General features: G+C 66.7%; 25 protein-coding genes. 16 read left to right on the plus strand and 9 right to left on the minus strand.

The window, feature by feature from the left end; genetic code table 11:
• Window positions 1-27: 27 nt before the first annotated feature.
• Window positions 28-390, plus strand: coding sequence for an Hsp20/alpha crystallin family protein (locus ASD34_RS17380; protein WP_056579880.1), 363 nt, complete (start codon window positions 28-30; stop codon window positions 388-390).
• A gap of 55 nt (window positions 391-445) precedes the next feature.
• Here ASD34_RS17380 and ASD34_RS17385 read toward each other — a convergent pair whose 3' ends face one another.
• From ASD34_RS17385 to ASD34_RS17390, 3 genes are all read right to left on the minus strand, one after another.
• A complete protein-coding gene (locus ASD34_RS17385; protein WP_056579881.1) occupies window positions 446-655 on the minus strand; it encodes a hypothetical protein in 210 nt (69 codons plus the stop codon).
• Complete coding sequence (locus tag ASD34_RS27585) at window positions 652-819, minus strand: hypothetical protein (RefSeq protein ID WP_157609702.1); 168 nt, start codon at window positions 817-819, stop codon at window positions 652-654. The genes ASD34_RS17385 and ASD34_RS27585 overlap by 4 nt, the downstream gene beginning before the upstream one ends.
• A gap of 185 nt (window positions 820-1,004) precedes the next feature.
• The gene (locus tag ASD34_RS17390) at window positions 1,005-1,421 is read right to left on the minus strand and encodes a DUF6766 family protein (protein WP_056579882.1); all 417 of its coding nucleotides are present in this window, start codon (window positions 1,419-1,421) and stop codon (window positions 1,005-1,007) included.
• 337 nt (window positions 1,422-1,758) lie between these two features.
• On the opposite strand from ASD34_RS17390, the gene ASD34_RS17395 reads away from it, so the two are divergent.
• The 8 genes from ASD34_RS17395 to ASD34_RS17430 all read left to right on the plus strand — a co-directional run bounded on the left by ASD34_RS17395 (window position 1,759) and on the right by ASD34_RS17430 (window position 10,664).
• Window positions 1,759-2,367, plus strand: coding sequence for a hemerythrin domain-containing protein (locus tag ASD34_RS17395; protein WP_056579884.1), 609 nt, complete (start codon window positions 1,759-1,761; stop codon window positions 2,365-2,367).
• A 62-nt stretch (window positions 2,368-2,429) separates the two neighbouring features.
• Window positions 2,430-4,850, plus strand: coding sequence for a catalase (locus ASD34_RS17400; protein ID WP_056579886.1), 2,421 nt, complete (start codon window positions 2,430-2,432; stop codon window positions 4,848-4,850).
• A 181-nt stretch (window positions 4,851-5,031) separates the two neighbouring features.
• Window positions 5,032-5,211 carry a DUF3606 domain-containing protein gene (locus ASD34_RS17405; RefSeq protein ID WP_056579888.1) on the plus strand — a complete coding sequence of 60 codons (180 nt, stop codon included), beginning with the start codon at window positions 5,032-5,034 and terminating at the stop codon, window positions 5,209-5,211.
• A gap of 12 nt (window positions 5,212-5,223) precedes the next feature.
• On the plus strand, window positions 5,224-6,147 hold the full coding sequence (locus tag ASD34_RS17410; protein ID WP_200937599.1) for a cation diffusion facilitator family transporter: 924 nt from the start codon (window positions 5,224-5,226) through the stop codon (window positions 6,145-6,147).
• Window positions 6,148-6,260: 113 nt separating this feature from the next.
• Window positions 6,261-6,446 carry a hypothetical protein gene (locus tag ASD34_RS17415; RefSeq protein WP_056579893.1) on the plus strand — a complete coding sequence of 62 codons (186 nt, stop codon included), beginning with the start codon at window positions 6,261-6,263 and terminating at the stop codon, window positions 6,444-6,446.
• Window positions 6,447-6,583: 137 nt separating this feature from the next.
• Entirely contained in the window at window positions 6,584-8,107 is a 1,524-nt protein-coding gene (locus ASD34_RS17420; RefSeq protein ID WP_082548782.1) for an ATPase domain-containing protein, read from the plus strand.
• Between the two features lie 47 nt (window positions 8,108-8,154).
• Window positions 8,155-9,675 carry a hybrid sensor histidine kinase/response regulator gene (locus tag ASD34_RS17425; protein WP_056582475.1) on the plus strand — a complete coding sequence of 507 codons (1,521 nt, stop codon included), beginning with the start codon at window positions 8,155-8,157 and terminating at the stop codon, window positions 9,673-9,675.
• A complete protein-coding gene (locus tag ASD34_RS17430; protein WP_056579895.1) occupies window positions 9,672-10,664 on the plus strand; it encodes a lysylphosphatidylglycerol synthase domain-containing protein in 993 nt (330 codons plus the stop codon). Before ASD34_RS17425 ends, ASD34_RS17430 begins: the two co-directional genes overlap by 4 nt.
• Window positions 10,665-10,695: 31 nt before the next feature.
• On the opposite strand, the gene ASD34_RS17435 is transcribed toward ASD34_RS17430, so the two are convergent.
• Entirely contained in the window at window positions 10,696-11,289 is a 594-nt protein-coding gene (locus ASD34_RS17435) for a hypothetical protein (RefSeq protein WP_157609703.1), read from the minus strand.
• A gap of 24 nt (window positions 11,290-11,313) precedes the next feature.
• The gene (locus tag ASD34_RS27180; protein WP_082548785.1) at window positions 11,314-11,517 is read right to left on the minus strand and encodes a hypothetical protein; all 204 of its coding nucleotides are present in this window, start codon (window positions 11,515-11,517) and stop codon (window positions 11,314-11,316) included.
• Window positions 11,518-11,711: 194 nt separating this feature from the next.
• Here ASD34_RS27180 and ASD34_RS17440 point away from each other — a divergent pair, with 194 nt between their 5' ends.
• Window positions 11,712-12,122, plus strand: coding sequence for an OsmC family protein (locus tag ASD34_RS17440; RefSeq protein WP_056579900.1), 411 nt, complete (start codon window positions 11,712-11,714; stop codon window positions 12,120-12,122).
• 218 nt (window positions 12,123-12,340) lie between these two features.
• Here the strand turns inward: ASD34_RS17440 and ASD34_RS17445 are convergent, their stop codons facing one another.
• Window positions 12,341-12,727 carry a hypothetical protein gene (locus ASD34_RS17445; RefSeq protein ID WP_056579902.1) on the minus strand — a complete coding sequence of 129 codons (387 nt, stop codon included), beginning with the start codon at window positions 12,725-12,727 and terminating at the stop codon, window positions 12,341-12,343.
• A gap of 652 nt (window positions 12,728-13,379) precedes the next feature.
• Window positions 13,380-13,700 (minus strand): hypothetical protein, encoded by a 321-nt coding sequence (locus tag ASD34_RS17450; protein ID WP_056579904.1) that lies wholly within the window; start codon window positions 13,698-13,700, stop codon window positions 13,380-13,382.
• Window positions 13,701-13,954: 254 nt separating this feature from the next.
• On the opposite strand from ASD34_RS17450, the gene ASD34_RS27775 reads away from it, so the two are divergent.
• Window positions 13,955-14,197 carry a hypothetical protein gene (locus ASD34_RS27775; protein WP_162248702.1) on the plus strand — a complete coding sequence of 81 codons (243 nt, stop codon included), beginning with the start codon at window positions 13,955-13,957 and terminating at the stop codon, window positions 14,195-14,197.
• Between the two features lie 394 nt (window positions 14,198-14,591).
• Here ASD34_RS27775 and ASD34_RS27590 read toward each other — a convergent pair whose 3' ends face one another.
• On the minus strand, window positions 14,592-14,741 hold the full coding sequence (locus ASD34_RS27590; RefSeq protein WP_157609704.1) for a hypothetical protein: 150 nt from the start codon (window positions 14,739-14,741) through the stop codon (window positions 14,592-14,594).
• A gap of 149 nt (window positions 14,742-14,890) precedes the next feature.
• Between ASD34_RS27590 and ASD34_RS17455 the strand changes: the two genes are divergently transcribed.
• The 5 genes from ASD34_RS17455 (at window position 14,891) to ASD34_RS17480 (ending at window position 21,269) form a co-directional block, all read left to right on the plus strand.
• Window positions 14,891-16,300 carry a DUF2130 domain-containing protein gene (locus tag ASD34_RS17455; RefSeq protein WP_056579907.1) on the plus strand — a complete coding sequence of 470 codons (1,410 nt, stop codon included), beginning with the start codon at window positions 14,891-14,893 and terminating at the stop codon, window positions 16,298-16,300.
• Window positions 16,301-16,540: 240 nt separating this feature from the next.
• Window positions 16,541-16,897, plus strand: coding sequence for a hypothetical protein (locus tag ASD34_RS17460; RefSeq protein WP_056579909.1), 357 nt, complete (start codon window positions 16,541-16,543; stop codon window positions 16,895-16,897).
• 179 nt (window positions 16,898-17,076) lie between these two features.
• Window positions 17,077-17,754, plus strand: a complete 678-nt coding sequence (locus ASD34_RS17465) for a response regulator transcription factor (RefSeq protein ID WP_235510103.1) — start codon at window positions 17,077-17,079, stop codon at window positions 17,752-17,754.
• Window positions 17,755-17,806: 52 nt separating this feature from the next.
• Complete coding sequence (locus tag ASD34_RS17470; protein WP_056579914.1) at window positions 17,807-19,678, plus strand: hybrid sensor histidine kinase/response regulator; 1,872 nt, start codon at window positions 17,807-17,809, stop codon at window positions 19,676-19,678.
• A 703-nt stretch (window positions 19,679-20,381) separates the two neighbouring features.
• Entirely contained in the window at window positions 20,382-21,269 is an 888-nt protein-coding gene (locus tag ASD34_RS17480) for a hypothetical protein (protein WP_056579917.1), read from the plus strand.
• A gap of 45 nt (window positions 21,270-21,314) precedes the next feature.
• Here the strand turns inward: ASD34_RS17480 and ASD34_RS17485 are convergent, their stop codons facing one another.
• A complete protein-coding gene (locus tag ASD34_RS17485) occupies window positions 21,315-23,834 on the minus strand; it encodes a TonB-dependent siderophore receptor (RefSeq protein WP_235510104.1) in 2,520 nt (839 codons plus the stop codon).
• Window positions 23,835-23,836: the final 2 nt, after the last annotated feature.

The following is a 23,836-nucleotide window of genomic DNA, read 5'->3' on the forward strand; positions in this document are numbered from 1 at the left end:
ACCGCATCGCCGGGCGCGCCCCGGCCCATGGACCAGGGGCAAGCGCCGCGCTACCAGGGCGCGGCCCTCACGCCGCCGGTCGACGTGGTGGAAGACGCCGCAGGCATCACGCTCTACGCCGACCTGCCGGGCGTGTCGCGCGACAAGCTCAATCTGCATGTCGAGGCCGAGACCTTGACCATCGACGCGGAATTGGGCCTGAGCGTGCCGGGCGAGTTGAAGACCAGCCACACTGAGGTTGGCCTTGGCCGCTTTCGCCGCGTCTTCACGCTGAGCAAGGAACTGGACACCGAAAAAGTGTCAGCCGAACTGGCGCAAGGCGTGCTGAAACTGCGCATTCCAAAGGCCGAGCACGCCAAGCCGCGACGCATCAACGTCGAGGTCGGCTGAGCAGGGCGCGAGGGCGCGGCGGGGCGCCCTTGTGCGTCGCGCACGCAGCGGTGTCCTAGCCGCAGGCCGCGCGGCTCTCTTCCAGGAAGCGCTGGAGTTTTTCAGATGCGAGCCGCTTGAGGCGCTGCACTTCCTGGGCCTCCGCGTCCCGCTGCGCCGAAGTCCGCGCGAGGTGCTGGTGCAGGCCCATGCGGAAGTGGGCCTCCGACGCCTTGCAATGCGCTTCTTTCCACGCCAGGAAGGCGCTGTCGCTGCGCTCGCTCATGGCGCTCGCGTGCCACGCGAAGCGTCGGGCGCGGCGCGCTGGGTGAGCGCGGGACCGTCGTTCGGGCCCACAGGCCCGTTGCTTCGGGTCGATGGCTGCGTGGTGGTGTTGCGCGACGGCGGCGAGCCCGTCGCCGAGGCGCTGTCGTTGGGGCGCGTGTTCATGGATGCTCCTGCGAAATGCGGTGGCCTGCGCCAAGGTAGCCAGCCTGGCGCACGCCCTGTGTAGGAGGGAACGCCTTCGGTGCGCACGTGTCATCCAACCCAGGCGCTGCAGGTCGAGGCGAAGGACACCGACCTCAAGGCGCTCGCCGGCAAGATGCCGCCGATCGTGCAGGGCCGCGGACGCATCACTTGCCGGTCTTGCGCAGCGCGGCCCAGCGCGCGTTGGTGTGGCGGCCGCAGTATTCCCGGTCGATCTCGTCGATGAGCTTGTCGGCGTTCTGCGGATCGACCGCGGCCAGGATCGCGTCGAGCTTGGCCTCGACCCGGTCGTCGCCTTCCTTCGACTGGGGCGAACCGAGGTACAGCAGGAAGGCCAGGCCCGCCACCTGCCAGAGCAGCTGCAGGAACTCCGACTGCCAGTTCTCCAGCGTGTCGCGCAGCATCTCGACCATGTAGCTGCCGAGTTCGACGGAATGGCCGAACTGCGTCTGCTCGTTCACGTACGCGAACCAGCCGAACACCCAGTGCCCGATGAGCGAGATGAGAAAGAAGCCCCCCGTGACCCAGGCGAAGCCATAGAGTTTCCAGATCGATTTCTTCATGAGCGAAGTCCCTCGTGTGCAGTGAGTGCGGTGCATGCGGTGATCAGGCCGTGAATTCGGCCCGCGGCGCCGTGGTTGCAGGGAAGGAAAAGGCCGTGCCTGCGCGGCTGTCAATTCCTACGCATGGAAGCAGGACCGCACTCGCACTCGGGTGCGGTTTCGACCCTGACGATGGCCAGCGGGTCCCGCGTGCACCGGCGTCACGCACGCTTGCGGAAAAGTGCTTTCTCGTCGTCACTGCCATTGCGATCCGACGCTCTCCTACACGGCGCGCACCGTCGCCATTCCACCGTCTCTCCTTGCTGCTTTCCTGCAACCCCACCAGGAGCTTTTTTCCATGACGAACCTTCTCGCCTCCCTGTTTCCGAGCGCCACGAACATGGTCCGGCTCGACCACACGCACGTGATGTCCACCTTTCACCAGTACCGGCCGCACGCGCCGTCGCGCGTGAAGAAGGGGCTGTCCAACACGCTGTGCGCCGCGCTCGAGGTGCATGCGCAGCTTGAGGAAGAAATCTTCTATCCCGCAGTGCGCGCGGTCACGCAGAACGACGTCATCGCCAAGTCGCTCGAAGAGCACCAGGAGATGCGGCGGCTCATCGCGCAACTGCGCCAGATGGAGCCCGAGGCGCCCGGCTACGACGAGGCCGTGGCCGACCTGATGCGCGACGTGATGCACCACGTCGCAGACGAGGAAACGCTGGTGCTGCCGCAGGCCGAGCGGCTGCTGGCCGACCAGCTCGGCGAACTCGGCATGCAGATGACCAGGCGGCGCCTGCAGCTGGTAGGCCCGCGCAGCGGCGAGATCGCGCTCGACATGGGCCGCGCCGTGTCGGGCCACACGCTGGCGCTGGCGATGGTCGGCGCGACCGCGATGGGGCTGCTCGTGGCGCGTCGCAGCGGGCACCTGGGCCTGTCGCGCCCGAAGCTGCGCCGGCCGGCCTGACCCGCCCCCTTGCACGCGCACCGCACCCGTTTCTTTTTCGAACCCACCCTGGAGCCCACGACATGGCCAAGCCACCCAAAGCCAGCGCGCCGAACCCGGCTGCGCTCGACGCCGCCCGAGCCGCTGCGCGCAATACCGACAGCGGCCCCGCACACCCCGCACCGCCTGCTGCGGGCAAGGGCGACGTTCCGGCGCAGAAGGCAATCGACACGCAGATGCTGGCCGCGTCGATGCCGGCCAACACCAACAAGCCGATCGAGCACGGACCCGTACCCCCGGTAGGGCTGCACACGCAGCCGCCGTCGCGCCTGCCTACCGGCAGCACGCCGTCGGAGTCGAACGCGTCGGAAAAGACGGGCACTGTGGCGCCCGAAGGCACCAACGCCACCATCGACACGCTCGACCGCGTGCGCGTCGATTCGGGCGGGCAGACGCTCACGACCAACCAGGGCGTGCGCATTGCCGACAACCAGAATTCGCTCAAGGCCGGCGCGCGCGGGCCGGTGCTGCTCGAAGACTTCATCCTGCGCGAGAAGATCACGCACTTCGACCATGAGCGCATTCCCGAGCGCATCGTGCATGCGCGCGGCTCGGGCGCGCACGGCTTCTTCGAGTGCTACGAGCCGCTCACGAAGTACACGCGCGCTGCGCCGTTCCAGGCGGCCGGCAAGGTGACGCCCGTGTTCGTGCGCTTCTCGACGGTGGCCGGCGAGCGCGGCTCCAAGGACACGGCGCGCGACGTGCGCGGCTTCGCTGTCAAGTTCTACACCGACGAGGGCAACTGGGACCTCGTGGGCAACAACATGCCGGTGTTCTTCATCCAGGATGCGATGAAGTTCCCCGACCTCGTCCACGCCGTGAAGCCCGAGCCGCACCATGCGATGCCGCAGGCGGCCTCGGCACACGACACCTTCTGGGACTTCGTCTCGCTCATGCCCGAGAGCACGCACATGCTGATGTGGCAGATGAGCGACCGCGCCATTCCGCGCAGCTACCGCACGATGCAGGGCTTCGGCGTGCATACCTTCCGGCTCGTGAACGAGGCGGGCGAATCGGTGCTCGTGAAGTTCCACTGGCAGCCCAAGCTCGGCACGCATTCGCTGGTGTGGGACGAGGCGGTGAAGATTTCCGGCGCCGATCCCGACTACCACCGCCGCGACCTCTGGGAAGCGATCGATGCGGGCGAGTACCCCGAATGGGAACTGGGCCTGCAGATCTTCACCGAGGAGCAGGCCGAACAGTTCAGCTTCGACATCCTCGACGCGACGAAGATCGTGCCCGAGGAACTCGTGCCGGTGCAGATCGCGGGCCGCATGGTGCTCAATCGCAACCCCGACAACTTCTTTGCCGAGACCGAGCAGGTCGCGTTCTGCGCGGCGCACGTGGTGCCCGGCATCGACTTCACCAATGACCCGCTGCTGGCCGGGCGCATCCATTCGTACGTCGACACGCAGATCTCACGGCTGGGCGGTCCCAATTTCCACGAGCTGCCGATCAACGCGCCGATCGCGCCCGTGCACAACAACCAGCGCGACGGCATGCACCGCCAGGCCATCCACCGCGGACGCTCGGCCTACGAGCCCAACTCGCTGGGCGGCGGGTGCCCGTTCCAGGCCGGCGCGGGGCAGGGCTTCGAGAGCATCGCGAAGCGGCTCGACGCCAAGGAGAACAGCGACAAGGTGCGCGCCAAGCCCGAGAAGTTTGCCGACCACTACACGCAGGCGCGGCTGTTCTTCGAGAGCCAGACGCCATGGGAGCAGGCGCACATCGCCGCCGCGTTCCGCTTCGAACTGTCGAAGGTGACGGTGCCCGCCGTGCGCGAGCGCGTGGTCGCGAGCCTGCACAATGCGTCGCCCGATCTGGCCGCGCGCGTGGCGCAGGGCCTGGGCATGTCGCTGCCCGCACCGCTGCCACGCGCCATGGACACACCGCCTGCGCCCGAGGTCGATCGCTCGCCCGCGCTGTCGCTCACGGCGCGCCCCGGCGACGGCGGCATCCGCACGCGCAAGATCGCGATGCTCGTGGCCGACGGCGCCGACGGCGTGTCCCTGGGCAAGCTGCTCACCGCGCTGGTGGGTGCCGGCGCCGTGCCGCGGCTGGTCGCGTCGCGCCTGGGCACCTGTGCCGTGGCGGGCACTGCGCCGATGCAGGCCGATGCCAGCCTGGAGAACAGCCCGGGCTTCCTGTTCGATGCGCTTGTGCTGCCCGACGGCCTGCCCGCGGTGGAAGCGCTGATCTCCGACGGCCACACGATGGAGTTCGTGAAGGACCAGTACCGGCACGGCAAGACCATCCTTGCGCTCGGCGCCTCGCAGGCCCTGCTGACCGAAGCAGGCATTCCGCTTGCGCTGCCCGACGGCACGCCCGATGAAGGGCTGATCCTCGCGGACCCGGCCCACGTGGATGCCGCCACGATCGACTTCATCACGAGCGTGGGCCGGCACCGCCATCCGGCGCGCGAGAGCGATCCGCCGCGCGTGTAAGCGCTGAAGGCCTGCGGCCCTGAGCGTGCGCAGCACCTCGGGGCCGCCGCGGTGGGCCAGACCGGCCGCTGTGTAGCAAATGTCCTGCATCAACCATGGCATCCGACCGGCACCCGTGTGTTTTCCGCCGGCCACACTGCCGTCTCCCCCCCAACCTGCACAACCTGCCCGGAGACCTGCGATGCTGGACAACATGGAGATCCGCGTTCCCCCAGACGACGAGCGCATCGACATCACCGACCCCAAGGCGGTCGATTACTGGACGCAATGGTTCGGCGTGACCGAGGAGCGGCTGCGCATCGCGGTCGCGTCCGCGGGCACGGTGAAGGACGACCTGCGGATCTACCTTGGCCTTCCCTGACCCGGGCCGCTGATGGCCGGCTCGAAGATCGCGATCTACGGCGCGATCGCGGCCAATGTCGCCATTGCGGCGACCAAGTTCGTGGTGGCCGGCATCACCGGCAGCTCGGCCATGCTGTCGGAGGGCATTCATTCGGCGGTCGATACCTTCAACGGCGTGCTGCTGCTCGTGGGCATCCGCCTGAGCCAGCGGCCCGCGACCGCCGAACATCCCTTCGGGCACGGCAAGGAGCTGTACTTCTGGAGCCTGATCGTCGCGGTGCTCATTTTCGGGCTGGGCGGCGGGGTGTCGTTCTACGAAGGCATCCAGCACATCCGCCGGCCCGAGCCGATGCGCGACCCGACCTGGAACTACGTCGTGCTGGGCCTGGCGGCGCTGTTCGAGGGCACGAGCTTCGCCATTGCGCTGCGCGAGTTCCGGCGCGAGGCCCGGGGCCGGCCGTTCTGGCAGGCGCTCGACCAAAGCAAGGACCCCACGACCTACACGGTGCTTGCCGAGGACTCGGCCGCATTGGCCGGCCTGGGCGTGGCGGCGCTCGGCATCTGGGCGAGTCACCGGTTCGACATGCCGGCGCTGGATGGCGCTGCGTCGGTGGTCATCGGGCTGCTGCTGGCGGGCGTGGCGGTGCTGCTCATCAGCCAGGCGCGCGGCCTGCTCATCGGCGAAGGCATCCGGCCCGAGACGGCGCGGGCGATCCGCAGCCTGGCGATGCAGCAGCCCAGCGTGCAGGATGTGGGCCGCGTGCTCTCGATGTACATCGGCGCCAACGAGGTGCTGGCCATCGTCGACGTGAACTTCAAGGACGGTACCGCGACCGGCGAAGCGGCCGACGCCATCGCCGCCATCGAGCAGCAGGTGCGTGCGCGCTTCCCAATGATCCGGCGGCTCTTCATCGAGGCGAGCGAGGCGCCGCTCGAACCGGCCGTGCCCGCGTGAGACGTGCCGCCGTCGGCCTTGGCTGACGGATGTTGCCGCCATTGCCTGAACGCGGCGCAGCGCTGCGCGCTGCACGGTCGAAGCTTCAACCAGGACAGCCAGGAGAATGCCTCATGACCTCGAACGCGCCCACGCACAAACCGCGCAAGCCCGCCTCCGACGAACCGGAGATCACGCAGGAAGAGTCCGTGCCCACGGACGGCAAGGACACCGAAGGCGAGGCGCTGATGAAGAAGGTTGGCAACCACAAGCTCAAGGAGCCCGGCGACGCCGAGCACAAGACGCCAGAGAAATCCTGACGCCGGCCACCGTGTTCAGCGCCGGCCCGCGTGCCGCGGTGGCTTTGTCTTCTGCACGGGAACGGCGATGCCCTACAGTCGCGGCGCGGGCCTTCCCTTCAAATCCTCTCTCGTATGCCACAACGATGGAGGAAACAATGAAATTCGATGGCGCGGCCGGCTCGGCCACGGATGAGGAACAGCACGCACACGAAGCGCCCGGCCTGATGAAGGTCGGCGTGCCCGGCCTGGACGACGTGCTGGGCGGCGGCCTGACATCGAACCGGCTCTATCTCATCGAAGGCACGCCCGGCGCCGGCAAGACCACCATCGCGCTGCAGTTCCTTCTTGAAGGGGCGCGGCGCGGCGAGTCGGTGCTCTACGTCACGCTGTCGGAAACCGCCGAGGAACTCAGAGGCGTGGCGCAATCGCACGGCTGGGACCTGACCGGCATCGACGTGCGCGAGATGCTTCCCTCGGAAGCTGCGCTGGAGCCCGACGAGCAGTACACGATGTTCCATCCGTCGGAGGTCGAGCTCAGCGAGACGACGCTGCGCATCCTGTCGGACGTGGACGTCATCAAGCCGTCGCGCGTGGTGTTCGATTCGCTCTCCGAGCTGCGTCTGCTGGCCGGCAGTTCGCTGCGCTACCGGCGCCAGATCCTGGCGCTCAAGCAGTTCTTCTCGGGCCGCCAGTGCACCGTGCTGCTGCTGGACGACATGACCGCCATGAAGCACGACCTGCAGGTGCAGAGCATCGCGCACGCGGTGCTGCGGCTGGAACAGACCCACTCCGACTACGGCACGGCGCGGCGCCGGCTGCTGGTGAGCAAGTACCGTGGCCAGCGCTTTCGCGGCGGCTACCACGATTACCGCATCGAACGTGGCGGGCTGCGCGTGTTTCCGCGCCTGGTGTCGTCGGAGCATGTGGCGACACCGAACCAGGTGCGCATTCCCAGCGGCCTGGAAGCGCTGGACATCTTGCTGGGCGGCGGCATCGAGCGCGGCACGAGCACGCTCTTCGTCGGTGCGCCCGGCACCGGCAAGTCGACGGTGGCAGTGCAGTTCGCGCTGGCGGCGGCCCAACGCGGCGAGTGCGCGGCGCTGTTCATCTTCGACGAGAGCCTGCAGACACTGCGCACGCGCTGCGAGAGCATGGGCATGCCGCTGTCGCAGCACATCGATTCAGGCCACATCCTGGTGCGGCAGGTCGATCCGGCCGAGCTGTCGCCGGGCGAGTTCGTGCACCTGATCCGGCTGGCAGTGACCGAGTCGAAGGCCGCGGTGGTGGTGATCGACAGCCTCAACGGCTACCTCAACGCCATGCCCGACGAGCGCTTTCTCATTGCGCAGCTGCACGAGCTGCTGTCGTACCTGGGCCAGGCCGGCGTGGCCACGCTGCTGGTGGGCGCGCAGCACGGCCTCATCGGCATGCAGATGCAGACGCCGGTGGACGCGAGCTATCTCGCGGATGCGGTGGTGCTGCTTCGCTACTTCGAACTCGACGGCGAGGTGCGCCAGGCGATCTCGGTGCTGAAGAAGCGCGGCGGCGCGCACGAGCGCAGCATCCGCGATTTTTCGATGACGGGCACCGGGCTGCAGGTGGGTGAGCCGCTGCGCAACTTCCGCGGGATCCTGTCGGGAATTCCTGTGCCGATCGACGGCGTGCAGCGCGCATCGTGAGTGCGTCGCCGCCCGCAGCCATCGAACAGCGCATTCTGCTGCGCACGATGACCTCGAGGGACGCGGTCATGGCGTCCGCCGTGCTCGAGCGTGCCCAGGTCGCCTCGCACACGTGCGCCAATTTGTGCGCGCTCGTGCGCAGCCTGCAGGAAGGCGCCGGCGCGGTGCTGCTGGCCGAGGAAGCGCTGTCCGACCCGGCTGCCGCCGCGCTGACCGAAGCGCTGGGCTCGCAGCCGCCGTGGTCCGACCTGCCGGTGCTCATTCTTGCGCGCCAGGGCGCCGACTCGGCGGTCATTGCCGACGCGATGCGCCGGCTGGCCAATGTCACCGTCATCGAACGGCCGGTGCGCGTGGCCTCGCTGGTGAGCACGGTGCGCGCGGCGCTGCGCGCGCGCAACCGTCAGTACCAGATGCGGGACCTGCTCAGCGGGCTGCACGAGGCCGACCAGCGCAAGACCGAGTTCCTTGCCACGCTGGCGCACGAGCTGCGCAACCCGCTGGCGCCCATGAGCACCGCGCTGACGCTGCTCAAGCGCAAGGCGCACGAACCCGCCGAGGCGCTGCGCTACTACGAGCTCATGGGCCGCCAGATCGACCACATGGTGCGGCTGGTGAACGACCTCATGGAAGTCTCGCGCATCACGCGCGGCAAGATCGAACTGCGCATGGAAGCCGTGGCGCTCCCGGCGGTGATCAAGGACGCCCTCGAACTGAGCCGGCCCATGCTCGAGAGCGCGAAGCATGCCCTGCACATGGACCTGCCCAGCGAAGCGCTCGTGGTGCGCGGCGACGCGGTCCGCCTCGCGCAGGTGTTCTCGAACCTGCTCAACAACGCCGCCAAGTACACCGCGCCGGGCGGACAGATCGGCGTCGTGCTCCGGCGCGAGGCGCGCAGCGCGGCGATCGAGGTCCGCGACAACGGCGCCGGCCTGGCGCCGCAGATGCTGCGCTCGATCTTCGAAATGTTCGTGCAGGTGAGCAGCACGTCCAAGGCCGCGCAGGGCGGGCTGGGCATCGGGTTGACGCTGGTCAAGAGCCTGGTCGAACTGCACGGCGGCAGCGTCGAGGCGCTCAGCCCCGGGCTTGGCCAGGGGGCAACGTTCTGCGTGCGGCTGCCGCTGATCGGCGACTCGGGCCACGCGGGCGGCCCGCCGCCGGTGCCGCCGCCCGTCATCACGGGCTGGCCCGCCACGCTGCCGCGCACGGTGCTGGTCGTCGACGACAACCGCGACGCGGCCGATGCGCTGAGCGACCTGCTGCGCTCGATGGGCGCCTCGCCGCGCGCGGCCTATGGGGGCGAAGCGGCGCTCGCGCTGGTGGCCGAGGGGCCGCCGCCGGGGCTGGCGATCCTGGACATCGGCATGCCGGGCATGGACGGTTTCGAACTCGCGGCCCGGTTGCGCGCCGACGCGGCGCTGAGCGGGCTCGTGCTGGTCGCGCTCACGGGCTGGGGCCAGCAGGGGGACAAGGATCGCATCGCCGCCGCGGGGTTCGACCATCACCTGCTCAAGCCGCTCGACCTGGCGGCGCTCATTGCGGCATTGCACGGCACGGGTGGTTCCCCATGAGCCGCCACGCCAGCACGCTCGCGCCGGGCACTGCCGCGTCCGGGGACAAGCCCTCGCTGTGGCAGCGCTGCCGCCGCTGGGCGCTGCCGGTGCTCGGGCTCGTGGTGCTGGGCCTTCTGCTGTCGCACGCGCACAAGGTCGACTGGGCCGGCGCATGGGAGGCGCTGCAGCGTTATCCCGCGCTGCTGCTCCTGGGCGTGCTCGGGCTCGCCACGCTGAGCCACGCGCTGTACGGCTGCTTCGACCTGATCGGGCGGCGGCACACGCGGCATCGGCTGCCGCGCTGGCGAAGCTGGGCCATCGCGGTCGTGAGCTATGCCTTCAATCTGAACCTCGGTTCGCTGGTCGGCGGCATCGCGCTGCGCGCGCGGCTCTATGCGCGCGCCGGGCTGGACGAGGCCACCGTGGCGCAGATCGTCGGCATCAGCCTGGCCACCAACTGGCTCGGCTACGGGCTGCTGGCCGGCAGCCTGTTCGCCGCCGGCGCGATCACACCGCCGCGCGAGGCGCACATGGACGTGGGCGCCTTTCGCGCACTCGGCATGGGGATGGTGCTGCTCGCCGTGGCGTATGTGGTGGCCTGCTTTTTCCTGCACGACCGGCACTGGCTGGTAAAGGGGCGGCGGGTCGAGTTGCCCTCGGCACAGCTGGCGCTGGTGCAACTTGGACTCTCCGCCGCCAACTGGGCGGTGATGGGTTGTGCCATGTACCTGCTGCTTGGCCAGAAGGTGCCGTACGCGACCGTGCTGGGCGTGCTGCTGGCAGCGTCGATCGTCGGCGTGGTGACACCGATTCCGGCGGGCCTGGGCGTGCTCGAGGCCGTCTACCTGGCGCTGCTCTCGGGCACCGTGCGCCAGGGCACGCTCATGGGCGCGGTGCTGGCGTACCGCGCCCTTTACTATCTGCTTCCCCTGGCTGGCGGCGTCGTGTTGTACCTGTTGTTGGAGCGGTATGCGGCCAGTCACCCGGCGGCCGAGGCGGGCGGGTAGCTGCGGTCTTCGACGGCGTTGCGCCGGCCCGTCAGGGCTTCGGCGCTGGCGTGCCTTCGGGCGGCATCCGCCCCAGCCGCGAGGAGGTTGCGCGCCCGGTGCGGATTTTTCGCAGCGTGTTGGTCAGCGCCTGCGGGCTCGTGTGAAGTTGCCTTGCCGCCTTGGCCGGCCGCATGCCCTCGACCAGCACGAGGCGCGCAGCCGCCAGCGACGGGGTCGCCTGCAAGTGCAAAAGCTCGGCGACCTTCCAGAATTCCGCGGAGGTGAAGGTGCCCAGGTCCGGAGGCAACGAGCGGGGCGCGACCGCCTCGCGTTTCTCGAACACGCAATGGGGCGCGGGCGTCATGTCCGAGACGCGGGCCACCAGCGCCTCGAGGTAGGCCATGGTCGCAGGCGTGTTCGAAATCCAGTTCGAATGCAGGGCCAGTTTCGACCCGTCGTCGGGAAAGGTGTGCTCCCAGCTGACCCTCAGCTCGGTCGTGGCCGGCGGTGGCGCGGTGGCATGGTCGTGGGAGTTTTCTTCGCTTGTTTTTCGCCGCATTCGTGAAGTATGTCGCAGAAAATGGAACACCATTTCCAATAAATCACGATCCAGCCGGATCGACGAACTTTGATCACCACCCACGGTGGTGCCGAAGCGCAGCCGCTTTCAGGACGGGGCAGCCGGTGCCCGGGGCGCCTGCGGCAACTCCTTCGGTGGGCGCAGCGGCGCGGGTGGTCCGCAGTCGGTCGGCATCTTGCGAGAGGTGCCTCGCACGAGATGGCGGGGAACGTGGTGTGTCTTGATGAACTGCGCCAGCGCTTCGCTGCGCGCGGGCTCGCAGACTGGTAGGAACATGTGCAGTGCGCTCATGGTGTCGTTCCGTCGAAACCAGGCAGGAGGGCGGCGCGCCCGTACATGCCAGCGGCATGCATCGGGGGGCTGGCGACCCCTGGCATGGCCGCCTGGCGAAGATTATGGGCGCCTGGATCAACCCCGTCGGCGCAGATGTCTTCGATGACGGCGGGGCCAGAATGCGCTCCTCTGTCAACAGGAGCAAACACCCCATGGCCCACGGCGTTACCGCAACGATCGTCTCGACCGACGTCAACTTCAATCACCGCATCCAGGTCGGCAAGTTCCAGCTCACAGCGGACGAGCCGGTGGCGCTGGGCGGGCAGGGCGCGGGACCGGCGCCCTACGACTACTACCTGGCCGCGCTCTGCGCGTGCACCGCGATCACGCTGCGAATGTATGCGCAGCGCAAGGGCTGGGAACTGGGCGACTTCAAAGCCGAGCTGAGCTTCACGAAGGACGCGGAGGGCAAGGCGCACATCCACCGCGTGCTGCACGCCAGCGGGCCGCTGACCGATGCGCAGTGGAGCCGGCTGCTCGAGGTGGTGGCCAATACCCCGGTGACCAAGACGATGCGCGAAGGCGCGCAGATCACGAGCGAGCGCGCAGGGGCTGCGGCCTGAGTCGGGCGCGCGACGGTTCTGGTGCGGGGAGCGGGTCCGGTCGGAAGGTCCGTGCTGGACGCCGGAAACTTGCGGTCCTGCGGGACCTGGATGGCGCCGCCTGCTGGGGAGGGGCGGCGCTTCCGCGTCGGGGACGAGGAGGTGTGTCGCGCGGCGCGGCGGGGGCCGCGTGCCGTCCATGACGGCAGCAGCCTCGCCGACGTCGGCGACTCAGTGCATCAGCACTTCATGGCCGTGGCTTGTGCGGCGAATGCGTCGGAAGCGGTCTTGCAGGCGGCGCCGAGTTGTGCGGCGTTGGCGCCGTAGCTGGCCCAGGTGGCCTTGGTCTGCTCGAGGCTGCTCTTGAGCGCATCGGCGGCGGCGCCGCTTTGCTTGCCCACGCAGGCGCTGACCTTGTCCAGGTAGTCCTGGCATTCCTTGGGCACGTCGGCCGATGCCGTGGTGGACGCAGCGGGTGCTGCGGCGGCGGGCGCGCTGGCGGCCGGGGCGGGAGCCGGCGTGGCAGCAGGTGCCGCGGGAGCGGCCGGCGCTGCGGGCGTGGACTCTTGCTTGGAGCAAGCGGTGATGGCGGCAGCCACGATGACGAGTGCGAGCAGTTTGTTCATTTCTTCTTACCTGAGCGAGTTGGATGATGTGCCTCACGTCGTGTCCCCCGGCGCGCAGTTGCCGCGCAAGGAACGCAAGCATTGAGGCGGAAACAGTATCGTCGTGCCGTGTCACGCGGGCGGCGCTGACGCGACAGAGGCGCATCTGCAATGGCACAAAGAAAGTAACAATCGTTGCATTGCGTTAAATATTGCCACGTGCTGGGCGCGCTGCGATGAATGCTTGTGCGAGCGCGCACCTTCCGTGCGAATCACGGGCGCGGGCAGGCGGTGTGCGGGGCGCGCAAAGCTGCTAATGATTTGGTTTTACCTCGCCGTCGCAATGGATGCGACAACGGACCGGGGGATGCCGGCCGGCGATGGCCCCGGGTCGCGCGTCTTACAACTGCGTGTGCTCGGAAGGCGGGAGCTCTTGGTCCGAACGCAGGACCGCCAGCATGCTCATGAGCGTCACGCCCGCGGCAAGGCCGACCAGGAAGGCGAGGGCAACAAGGGAGGGGTCGGATGTCCACATTCGGTTCTAACGCCGAGTATCTTCCTCCGGTTTACCCGTGGTTACACTTATTTGTCATGTCTGCATGGCAGAGGTGAACAGGCGGCCGCAAAAGGGTTGGAGCAGCCCCGGCGCACAGCGGATCGATCAAGCAACCCATCAGGGAATGGCGAGCCGGAGCACGAAGGTCTTGGTGTGCGGGTCGGTCAGAAACACCTGCGCAACCTGCCAGGCCTGCTCGTGCGCCTCGCGCCAGGCGGCGGCGTGCTGGATGTCCAGGTGTGTCATGGGCGGTTGGTCGGCTTGCTCGAGCCGGCGCCAGAGCCGATAGCAGTGCGCGACCTGCCGGGGAGACCCAAGTAGTTCCTCGAGTTTGATGCGGTAGATGAACGCCGCCACCATCACGTCCCGCACCGTGACGTTGCGCCCCTCGATTTCGACGGTGTAGAGGTGCTCGGCGGTATGAGTGTCGTCCTTCATGCGGCGGCAGCGGGAGCGGCGGCGGGGGAGGCAGGCAGGTCGCGCGGACGCGCGGAAAGAGGAAGACGGATCACGGACGCTCCATCCTGGACGTCGCGGCGCTTCGGTTCGAGTGCCGAAAGTCATGTCGGTGTTTACACATGAGATCCTTTTTCCACGGTGGGCGTGACATTGTTGTCAAAGAAATTAAATGCTAATGCCTGGGCACTATTTGCCCGGCCGGCGTCGGTAGTAACCCTGGGATTCGCTCCGTCATGAGCGCCACACAGCCACATCTTTTCGTCGAACTGCCCGACGGCTGGTCCCGCACGAACGACATCCGCCAGACCACAGACGGCCGCTATGCAGGCGTCGCCGAACTCAGCGTGCTGGAACTCCAGCGCGGCGGTGGCGCGCGCGTGACTGCGGGCCAGCCAGTTCGTTCGCGAGCGTCCGTCGCTTGCCGGCAGCGGCGCAGAGATTCGGCCGGGCTGGTCGGGCTCTTCACGCGCGCTTGAAGTTTTTCTATCCCGGCCATCGGGATTGCCAAACCCGCCGTGGCTTCCATCGGGGCACCATCGAGTCTCACCGATGGAGCACACAAGATGTTGAAGAACTTCAGGAAAGTCATGGGCGTCGCCATTTCGCTGGCCGGGGTCGTCGTGCTGGTCGCCCGGCAACTCTGAACGCCCGGCCCCTCTTTCCCCATGGCGCAGCTCAGTGCCATGGCGACAGCAGTGGCCACGTCGGCACCACCGGCGGCGGACGCTGCGGATGCACCGAGGTGCAGAAGGTGTTGCCCATGCGATGCCCGGTTGCCGCGCGGTTCAACCCGGGACATCCTCAGCGGTGCCCGGGCGCGCCGCAACAAGCCCACCGACATCTGCGGTCGCGAGGTGGCGCAGAACGACATCAAGGCGTTCTGCAACGCGTGGTGAGGGAGATGTCGCGCTCGGCGAGCGGGCCCAGCGTTTCCGCGGCAAGGTCGAGCATGGGCTGCGACGGATCCATGTCGACGAATTGCCAGAGGGGATGCGCCTGTGAAAGTGCCTTCAGCGCCATGCCGCCCCGGCGCCGATGTCCGGCTACAGTCGGATTCGACTCCACGTCCTTGACTCCATGAACAGCACCACGACCCGCGATCCCGCCCGCACTGCGCGCGCCTCCAGCCTCCCGTTGACGGCACCTTCCACTGCGAAGGGCGCATAGCCATGCACGAAATCATCTGCCCCCACTGCAGCAAGGCATTCAAGATCGACGAGGCCGGCTACGCGGACATCCTGAAGCAGGTGCGCGACGGCGACTTCGAGCAGCAGTTGCACGATCGGCTGGAGCTGGCCGAACGGGACAAGCGCAACGCCGTCGAACTCGCGCAGGCCAAGGCGGCCGGCGAATTGCAGAAGGCGGCTGCCGCCAAGGACGGCGAGATCCAGGAACTCAAGGCGAGGCTCGAGGCCGGCGATGTTGCGCGCAAGCTCGCCGTGAGCGAAGCCCTGGGCACCGTGGAACGGGAGCGCGATGCGCTCGCGAACGAGCTCGAAAAGGCCAGGCAGGACAAGCTGGCCGCCACCGCGCTCGCCGAGGCCAGGCATGTGGGCGAACTGCAAAAGAGTGCCGCGGCGAAGGACGCGGAAATCCAGGAACTGAAGGCCCGGCTCGACGCCATCGAGGTCGCGAAAAAGCTCGCGATCAGCGAGGCCGTCGGTGCGGTCGAGAAGGAACGGGATCGGTTGAAGAGCGGCCTGGAGCGCGCGGAGCTTGAGAAGCAGCTGGCCGAGAAATCGCTCAAGGACAAGTACGAAACGCAGATCAAGGACCGCGACGATGCGATCGAGCGCCTGCGCGACATGAAGGCGCGCCTGTCGACCAAGATGGTGGGCGAGACGCTGGAGCAGCATTGCGAGACCGAGTTCAACCGCATCCGGTCGATGGCCTTTCCGAAGGCTTACTTCGAGAAGGACAACGATGCGCGCACCGGAAGCAAGGGCGACTACATCTTTCGCGACCTGGACGAGGCGGGCACCGAAATCGTCTCGATCATGTTCGAGATGAAGAACGAGAGCGACCGCACCGCGACGAAGAACAAGAACGAAGATTTCCTGAAGGAGCTCGACAAGGACCGCATCGAGAAGGGGTGCGAATACGCGGTGCTGGTGTCGCTGCTGGAGCCCGACAACGAGCTCTACAACACCGGCATCGTCGACGTGTTCCATCGCTATCCGAAGATGTACGTCGTGCGCCCGCAGTTCTTTCTGCCCATCATCACGCTGCTGCGCAATGCGGCCATGAATTCGCTCAGGTACAAGTCTGAGCTGGCGCTTGTGAAGGCGCAGAACATCGACATCACGAAATTCGAAACCGAGCTCGAAACCTTCAAGACCGCTTTCGCTAGGAACTACGACCTGGCCTCCGGGCACTTCCAGAAGGCGATTGCAGAGATCGACAAGTCGATCGACCACCTGCAGAAGACGAAGGAAGCCCTGCTCGGCACCGACCGGAACCTTCGGCTTGCGAACGACAAGGCGCAGGACGTGACGATCAAGAAGCTGACGCGCGGCAACCCGACGATGGCGGCCAAGTTCGCCGAACTCAAGAAGCTGGGCGCTGCCGACGCCGAATGACGCGCAGTGTCAGGCGCAGCGCCTGCAACCCTTGGCTGCCGCGCCGGGGAAGCTGGCAGGCGATTTGAAAGCCGAGCTGGATGTTCATCTGCCCTTGATGCGCCTTCGTTCGCAACCGCAGGCGTTCTTTGTGCGACGACAGTCGGATTGCTTTCACGTCCTGGAGCCCAAGAACCACATCATTTTCATCGAATGGCAGGCGCGGCTTTATCCGCATCCCCACCGCGACGACACGAACACATGCGCTCCTTCATCTATTACGCCCTCATGCTCCTGCTCGGATTCGCCTGGTACAGGTTCGGACAGAAGCTGCTTCGAAAAGGGTATCGCGATGAGAACGATGAGCTCACGCCAGGGGTCGTGGGACCCTTCGGATTCCTGCTTGCCGGCGGCGTGGCCTGCTACCTCTTTTTCGCCGTGCTGCGCGCCCTGGTCCGGGGCGAAGTGCCTTGCGTCGGCAAGGGGTGCGCAGGGCAGGTCTACACCCTGGCTGCGCACGCGGGCGAGTACTGGGCCAACCTGTTTTTCCTCGCGTGGTGCGTCGTGGGCCTAGGCTATGCGTTGTACGTGACGCTCAAGATCTGGTTTCGGGCTTAGGGCGCGCCATGCGCGCGGCCGGCTCCCGCGCCAACCGCTCGACACCAGGCCCATGAACGACAGGTGCAGCGCCTAGGTTCCCCGGGCCGGTGGCTTGCAGGTTCCCAGTGGCAGCTTGCGCGCTGTGAGTTGACTTTTGTCACTTTCGGCTGGCAACGCATGACCCTAACATGCGTGCCATGAGCCTTCCTGCGTCGACCCGGGCGTCAGCCATCCTGATCGTGGACGACCACGACCTGGTGCGCCTGGGGGTGCGTGCCTTGCTCCAGGCGCAAGCCTCGCCTCATGGGCCGGCGGTCGAAGTCTTCGAAGCCAGCAGCATGGCGCAGGCACTGGCTGTGTATGAGCGTTTTCAGGGGAGCATCGGGTTGGTGCTGCTCGACCTGGGGCTTCCTGATACACGGGGCCTGAGCGGCGTGTCCGTTTTTCTCCAGCGTTATCCGCAGTCCCGCGTCGTCGCGTTGTCGGGCGCCGGTGCCACCTCGCTGGCCCAAGACGCCATTGCGCAAAGTGCGTTGGCCCAGGGCGCCAGCGCGTTCTTGCCGAAGTCGGCCAACCTCAAGGAGGTGGTGAGCTTCATCCGCGCCTGCGGTCTGCTCGGAAGGGACGTTGTCGATGGCCTTCCTCGCACTTCCAGGTGGGTCGCCCGGGCGCCCCGCCGTTCCGCCAGCGGCGCCCAGGGCGCCCTGACGGGAAGCCAGGCGCGTGTGCTGCAGATGATTCTGGAGGGCAAGTCCAACAAGGAGATCGCACAGCTGGCCGAGTTGCGCGAAGGCACGGTGAAGAACTATGTCTCCACGATCCTGCTGCTGTTCGGTGTGCAATCGCGGGCGGAACTGATCAGCAGCCTGCGTTGACTCAGCGGAGGAGGTGCAAGGCGATCAGCAAAAAAAGCGAAGGGCCCCATTCATGAACGACGCTGTCAGATCAATGTATCAGCCCCCAGCAGCCGCCGATCTGGACCATCGGGTGCTCCGCGAACATGTGGCCTCTGTATATGCCGGGCACACGGCGACCACCTGTGCGCACATGTGCTTCGCCATTGCCATCGGCATCTTCGGGTACTTTCACATCGATTCGACCCATCACCTGCTGATGATCGGCATGGTCGCGGCCGTTGTCTTGATGCACATGCATGCCCTGTTTGCTCCGCGGTGGACGCCGGATGTCCCCTTGTCCGAAAGCCACCATTGGGCGCGCCGGTACTCGGGCATCGTCACGCTGATGAGTGTGATCACGGCGCTGCCATGCGCGTTGTTCCTCGTGCTCATCCAGAGCCCGGCGCTGTCGACCGTCTTGATCGTGGTGATCATGGTCAGCTGGACCCGGGCTGTTCGGGCCCGCTGGCCGCTCAAGCGGGCCATGTTCGGCTGCGGCATTCCCATGATGGGCGGGCTGATCCTTGCGTTGATCTGGCAAGGGGGCGCGCTGAACTGGTTTCTGGCGCTTTTCAGTTTCGCCAATCTGATCCTCACGCTGCGCGAAGGCGTGATGCAGAACAAGCGGCTGACCGCCTCTTTGGTATTGCAGTTCGAAAACGAGGCGCTGGCTGCACAGTTGCGCGAACGCGTCGCCGCCGTGGAGCGTGCCAGTGCGGAAAAGACCCGCTTCCTTGCCGCGGCCAGCCACGATTTGCGCCAGCCGATGCATGCCATTGCACTTTTCGGTGCAGCGATGGAAAACGCACTGCACGACCATCCCGAAAGAACGAATGCCCAACGCCTGATGCGCGCCGTCGACGCGCTTGGCGCGTCGCTGGACACCATGCTCGACGTTTCGCATCTCGATGCAGGCGTGGTCGCGTCCGAACCACAGGCCCTGGAACTCGATGCCTTGCTTCTTGTCCTCAATCAGACCTTCACCCCTTACGCTGAACAGAAGGGGCTGCAATTGCGCATCCGGGCCAGTGGCGTGTGGGTGCGCAGCGACATTCAGCTGCTGTTCCGCCTGCTTTCCAATCTGGTCGACAACGCCTTGAAGTACACCCAGGAGGGCGGTGTGACCGTGGTCGCGCGGCGCAGAGCAGACAAGGTGTGGCTGGAGGTTCGCGACACCGGGGTCGGCATTGCACCTGAACAGTTGAGCCGCATCTTCGAGGAGTTCTATCAGATCGACAACCCGGGCCGCGACCGGGCGCGTGGACTCGGTATCGGCCTGTCGATCGTCAAGCGCCTGTCGCACCTGATGTCTCACCCGATCGAGGTGCACTCGCGACCGGGGCGCGGCACGCATTTCCGCGTGGTCCTGCCGCAAGTCGATGCAGCGATCACTGCGCCGGCCGACCTGCTGCTCGATGAACCGGAGAATCCCACGCATCGCAGCCTTGCTGTGCCGAACCTGCCGGGGCCCGTGCTGCTGATCGACGATGAAGCGGAGATTCGCCTTGCCATGGCGGCACTGCTGCGCGCGCACGCCGTGGATGTGGTGGCGGTGACTGACGAATCGCATGCGGTCGAGGCATTGACGCACCCGGATGCGAAAAGCAGTCCTTTCTCGATGCTCCTGTGCGACTACCGCCTGGCCGACGGGGGCGATGGGCTCGAGGTCGGCCTGCGCCTGCTCGAGCGCTTCCAGCTCGACATTCCACTGCTCCTGATTACGGGCGAGACAGCCCCGCAACAACTGCGGCGTGCACGGTCCTCGGGGGTGCCGATGTTGTTCAAGCCGGTGAGCGCTGCCGCACTTCTTCAGGCGATGGCGGAACTGACATCCATCACGGGGCGTGCCCGGAACTTCTCCCCGTCGGCGCGGTACTTCAGAGACCCGTCGCCATTCCCCTAGATTGCCCTGGGCGACCCTGCCCAAGCGCTAGTCGATTGCGACGCTGAAGCCGTCCTCAATGACGTCTTGTCGGCGCGTGCCATTCCAAAGTCCGAGGAGAAGAATAATTCGGTGAAGAAAAAGCCAAATCGTCATTCGCATTCTCTCGATGCTGGAAGGGGATGACCTCGCTTTGCTTTCGATTGCATGGTTCTGGTTAGTAATAACTGCCTCATGACCAAACATCAACTTCCATCGTGTGCAGGTCGTTGTGACTTTCGGCATGGGGAAATTTCTCCCATCTGCCATACAAACGTCGGCGGCGATCTGGCGGGCCATGTCAGAGCCCCGGTCGCTGCGGACAACGTTGCCCTATCGGCAGATAGGCTTCGACACATCGAAAGGCAAGGGAATGAAATTCAGAAGATCTGCAGCAGCTGCTGCAACGGCAGTCGCCTTGGTGCTTGCGGCATGTGGGGGTGGCGGAGGAGGGAGCGGCGGTGGAATCCCACCGGGGTCTTTCGGGCCTGGATCAGGCGACCCCGGAACACAAGGGCCAGGAACGCCTGGCCCCGGAACGCAAGGACCCGGCACGCAGGAGCCTGGAACGCAAGGCCCTGGAACTCAGGAACCGGGCACCCAGGAACCCGGAACATCTGCCCCCGCGCCCTATGAGACGCTCCCGTCCCCCTGGAACGGCGACAAGGATGCCTACATCGCATCGGTGCCGGCAGTCCTGCAGCAGCTGAACGACCAGGGCGCCAAGGGCAGCGTCCGGCTGCGGCCCGTGGGAAGCAATTCCCTCTATGTCAATCCGCAAGCTGCCAGCGACACGTACAGCTACAAGGAATTCACGCTCACCTTCTCCGGTCGCGATGGCTGGGACGAGGCCAGCAACGCGCTGCTGCAGCGGTTGGAAGACGAGGGCGCCAAAGGCTATGTGCTGCACCACCTGGTGGGGGAGACGCACACCCTGGACGACTCCCTCAACGCCATTCGCAAGGCCAGCTTCATCCTGGTCAAGAACGAGAGCCGGGCCGTCACGTACACCTATCGAAAATTCAGCTTCGATCTGATGATGCCGGCAGACTTCATCGACCGGTTGAACGCGCTGGGACAGGAGGGCTATCGCTTCCTGAACACCGAGCGGGGTCTCAGCCCGAGCGTGAATGCGATCGTCGTCAAGAGCTCTGCAGCGGCCGGGGCGACCTACCGTTACGCGTTCGAACCCGTCGTCTCCGATCCCAAGCCGCAACTCACCAGCCGTGGCCAGAGCGGATTCCGCTACAGAGGTTATTTCGAGTACTTTGCGAACCGCAACGGGCAGCCCGTGCAAGGCGTTTTCAACGCCTACGAACTCGACAGCAGCAAGCCCGCGGCGGTGGTCTATCGCTTCTCGGATGAAATTGCCGGCGGCCCGGTCGACATCAATACGCCCGAAGGACTGGCGCGACTCAATGACCAGGCAAGCCAGGGATTCTTCTACTCCGGCCTGAGTATTCCTACCGGAGCGAGCGGGGGCGCGGCGATGTTCTTCGCGGACTATGCGGTCTATGTGCAGGGCGCATTGCTGGCCGACCTCAATCGCGGCGGCGCCGTTCTTTTCCCCTGAGCGTCCGACATGGGGGCCGCCTGCCTGGACAGGCGGCCATCCTGACTAGAAGGTGCCGCGCAAGGTCACCATGGCGCTGCGCGGTTCGCCGTAGACATTGCCCCAGGCCGGCGCGCCGACGGTCTGGTAGTAGGTCTTGTCGAACAGGTTGTTCACGTTCAACGCGGCCGACCAGTTGCGGTTGATCTGATAGGAGACACGTGCGCTCCAGACGGCGTACGAGGCCTGTTCCAGCTTGATGGAACCCGTGGTGCGCGAGCTCGCGGTCTGGAAGTTCAGGCCGCCGCCCAGCGTCCAGGCGTTCAGTTCGCCGGGCAGGCGGTACTCGGACCACACGCGCAGCATGTGCTTGGGCGAATACGTGCTGGCGAAGTCGATGCCGGCATTGGCCGTGTCGTTCATGTACTTGAAGTGGTTGAACGTGTAGCCCGCGAACACCTGCCAGCCGCGCGCCACTTCGCCGCTGATCTCTGCGTCGAGCCCTTCGCTGCGCACCTTGCCGGTGGACATGTAGCAGTAGGTGCTCCGTGTGCAGACGTTGACCAGGTCTTCCTGCGCCCGGTTGTTCTGGTCGAGGCGGAACAGCGCCACCGAGGCGTTGACCTTGCCGTCGAGCAACTCGCCCTTCAGGCCTGCTTCGAAGTTGCGGCCCTTGACGGGCGGCAGCATGTCGCCGGCGGCGGTCATTGCGTTCTGCGGCTGGAAGATGTCGGCATAGCTCACGTACGCCGACCATTGCGGATTGAGCGCATAGATCAGTCCGCCATAGGGCGTCAGCACGCCGTTCTCGCGGTACGGCTCGGTCGCCGCAGCGCCGGTGATGCGGTCGCGGTCGCTGGCCCGATAGCGTGTGACACGCGCACCGGCCACGAGCGTGAGCGGGTCGCTGAGGCTCAGGCGTGCGACGCCGTAGGCACCCGATTGCGTGATGCTTGTTTCGGTGTCGCCGCCGCGGTAGCGCCTGGCGACGAAGGTCGCGTCGCTCGGCTCGGGGATTGCCGAGACCGGTGCGAAGACGTTGTTGGCCACGCCCGGCAACTGCATCAGCGAGAAGTCGCTGTGGTTGAACATGCGCCCGGTGTTGGCGCCGAAGCTCACCGAGTGCCTTCTGCCGAAGGCGTCGAACTTGCCGTCGACGGCGAGGTCGAGCGTCTTGTTGTCGGTCTTGAAATCGAACAGGCCGCCGTACATGACGTTGCCCGCCAGGGTCACCGGGTTCACGGCGCCGAGCGGAAAGGCGTACTTGATGTCCTGCGCCTCGCGTACATAGCCCGCCGTGACCTTGAGCGACCAGTCCGCGTCGAAGCGGTGCGCGAGTTCTGCGAACGCGGAGGTCTGCGCGCTCTTCCAGCGGTTCCAGTCGGCTGCCAGGTAGGTCGACCGGCGCAGGTGCAGGTCGGCGCCGTTGCTGTAGCTCGGCAAGCCCTGGAAGAACGGGGTGGCGCGCAGCGTTTCGTGGCTGGCCCCGATGGTGAGCACGGTCTGCGGCCCGAGGTCGGCAGCGAGCACGCCGTACAGCACGCCGGTGCGGCTTTTCGCGGTGTCGTAGAAGTAGTCGCGGTCGTTGCCGCTGGCGACGACGCGGCCGCGCAGCGTGCCGGCTTCGTTCAGCGGGCCGCTCGCGTCGATCTCGGTGCGGTAGTTGTTCCATGAACCCGCGCTGGCCGACACCTGCAATTGCCTGTCGGCCGTCGGGCGCTTGCGCACCATGTTGATCGTGGCGCTGGGCGACCCGGCCCCTTGCAGCAGGCCGGTGGCGCCGCGCACCACCTCCACGCGGTCCAGCGTGGCAGCGTTGCTGGTGAAGCTGTTGGCCTGCGGGTAGTAGAAGGCGCGGTTCACGCCGTCGAACTGGTAGGTGTCGACGCGAAAGCCGCGGGAGTAGACATAGCGCCCACCCATCGGGCTGTCGTACATCGTGATGCCGGTGGTCTGGGCCAGCACGTCATCGACGGTGTAGAGGTTCTGGTCGTCCATCTTCTGGCGCGTGACCACTGTGACCGACTGGGGAATCTCCTTGAGCGTCTGCTCGCCCTTGCCGACGGTGACGAGGCGGCTCGCATACGACCCCGAGCCCTCGGTGACCGCGCTGCGCTCGGCCTGCGCCGTGACGCGTACTTCGCTGAGCAGGTTGCTTTGGCCGTCCGCAGGTGCGGCGGAGGTGGCGGCACCGGGCGCCGGCTGGCGCAGCGTGTAGCCGCCGCCCGCGCGGGCGACCGCTTCGAGGCCCGTGCCGGTGAGCAGCCGCGAGAAGCCTTCGCCAACCGCATGCGCGCCGCGCAATCCGCCGGTGCGGCGGCCCTCGGTCAACGAGGGTTCGAACGACAGCGTGACGCCGGCCTGCGCCGCGAAGCGCGACAGCGCGGGGCCCAGCGCGCCTGCGGGGATGTCGTAGCTGGCAGCGGCGGACGCCGGCGGGTTCGTCTGTGCGATGGCGGTGCCCGAAGCGGCGAGCGCGAAGGCCAGGCAGAGGGTGCGCACGCCCTGGGTCACGGCGCTCGGGCGCATCGGCATGCAGGGAGAACGTGGGCGCAGGGGCGCGGTGCGGGAGGAGGGCAATGCCATGG

Origin of the sequence: Variovorax sp. Root473 (assembly GCF_001426505.1) — a bacterium.
Taxonomy (GTDB): Bacteria; Pseudomonadota; Gammaproteobacteria; order Burkholderiales; family Burkholderiaceae_C; genus Variovorax.

Excerpts from the sequence above, each read along its gene's own strand:
- ASD34_RS17380 (WP_056579880.1), top strand. The coding sequence starts at position 28 with ATGGACCAGGGGCAAGCGCCGCGCTACCAGGGCGCGGCCCTCACGCCG.
- ASD34_RS17385 (WP_056579881.1), bottom strand. The coding sequence starts at position 655 with ATGAGCGAGCGCAGCGACAGCGCCTTCCTGGCGTGGAAAGAAGCGCAT.
- ASD34_RS27585 (WP_157609702.1), bottom strand. The coding sequence starts at position 819 with ATGAACACGCGCCCCAACGACAGCGCCTCGGCGACGGGCTCGCCGCCG.
- ASD34_RS17390 (WP_056579882.1), bottom strand. The coding sequence starts at position 1,421 with ATGAAGAAATCGATCTGGAAACTCTATGGCTTCGCCTGGGTCACGGGG.
- ASD34_RS17395 (WP_056579884.1), top strand. The coding sequence starts at position 1,759 with ATGACGAACCTTCTCGCCTCCCTGTTTCCGAGCGCCACGAACATGGTC.
- ASD34_RS17400 (WP_056579886.1), top strand. The coding sequence starts at position 2,430 with ATGGCCAAGCCACCCAAAGCCAGCGCGCCGAACCCGGCTGCGCTCGAC.
- ASD34_RS17405 (WP_056579888.1), top strand. The coding sequence starts at position 5,032 with ATGCTGGACAACATGGAGATCCGCGTTCCCCCAGACGACGAGCGCATC.
- ASD34_RS17410 (WP_200937599.1), top strand. The coding sequence starts at position 5,224 with ATGGCCGGCTCGAAGATCGCGATCTACGGCGCGATCGCGGCCAATGTC.
- ASD34_RS17415 (WP_056579893.1), top strand. The coding sequence starts at position 6,261 with ATGACCTCGAACGCGCCCACGCACAAACCGCGCAAGCCCGCCTCCGAC.
- ASD34_RS17420 (WP_082548782.1), top strand. The coding sequence starts at position 6,584 with ATGAAATTCGATGGCGCGGCCGGCTCGGCCACGGATGAGGAACAGCAC.
- ASD34_RS17425 (WP_056582475.1), top strand. The coding sequence starts at position 8,155 with ATGACCTCGAGGGACGCGGTCATGGCGTCCGCCGTGCTCGAGCGTGCC.
- ASD34_RS17430 (WP_056579895.1), top strand. The coding sequence starts at position 9,672 with ATGAGCCGCCACGCCAGCACGCTCGCGCCGGGCACTGCCGCGTCCGGG.
- ASD34_RS27180 (WP_082548785.1), bottom strand. The coding sequence starts at position 11,517 with ATGAGCGCACTGCACATGTTCCTACCAGTCTGCGAGCCCGCGCGCAGC.
- ASD34_RS17440 (WP_056579900.1), top strand. The coding sequence starts at position 11,712 with ATGGCCCACGGCGTTACCGCAACGATCGTCTCGACCGACGTCAACTTC.
- ASD34_RS17445 (WP_056579902.1), bottom strand. The coding sequence starts at position 12,727 with ATGAACAAACTGCTCGCACTCGTCATCGTGGCTGCCGCCATCACCGCT.
- ASD34_RS17450 (WP_056579904.1), bottom strand. The coding sequence starts at position 13,700 with ATGAAGGACGACACTCATACCGCCGAGCACCTCTACACCGTCGAAATC.
- ASD34_RS27775 (WP_162248702.1), top strand. The coding sequence starts at position 13,955 with ATGAGCGCCACACAGCCACATCTTTTCGTCGAACTGCCCGACGGCTGG.
- ASD34_RS27590 (WP_157609704.1), bottom strand. The coding sequence starts at position 14,741 with ATGGCGCTGAAGGCACTTTCACAGGCGCATCCCCTCTGGCAATTCGTC.
- ASD34_RS17455 (WP_056579907.1), top strand. The coding sequence starts at position 14,891 with ATGCACGAAATCATCTGCCCCCACTGCAGCAAGGCATTCAAGATCGAC.
- ASD34_RS17460 (WP_056579909.1), top strand. The coding sequence starts at position 16,541 with ATGCGCTCCTTCATCTATTACGCCCTCATGCTCCTGCTCGGATTCGCC.
- ASD34_RS17465 (WP_235510103.1), top strand. The coding sequence starts at position 17,077 with ATGAGCCTTCCTGCGTCGACCCGGGCGTCAGCCATCCTGATCGTGGAC.
- ASD34_RS17470 (WP_056579914.1), top strand. The coding sequence starts at position 17,807 with ATGAACGACGCTGTCAGATCAATGTATCAGCCCCCAGCAGCCGCCGAT.
- ASD34_RS17485 (WP_235510104.1), bottom strand. The coding sequence starts at position 23,834 with ATGGCATTGCCCTCCTCCCGCACCGCGCCCCTGCGCCCACGTTCTCCC.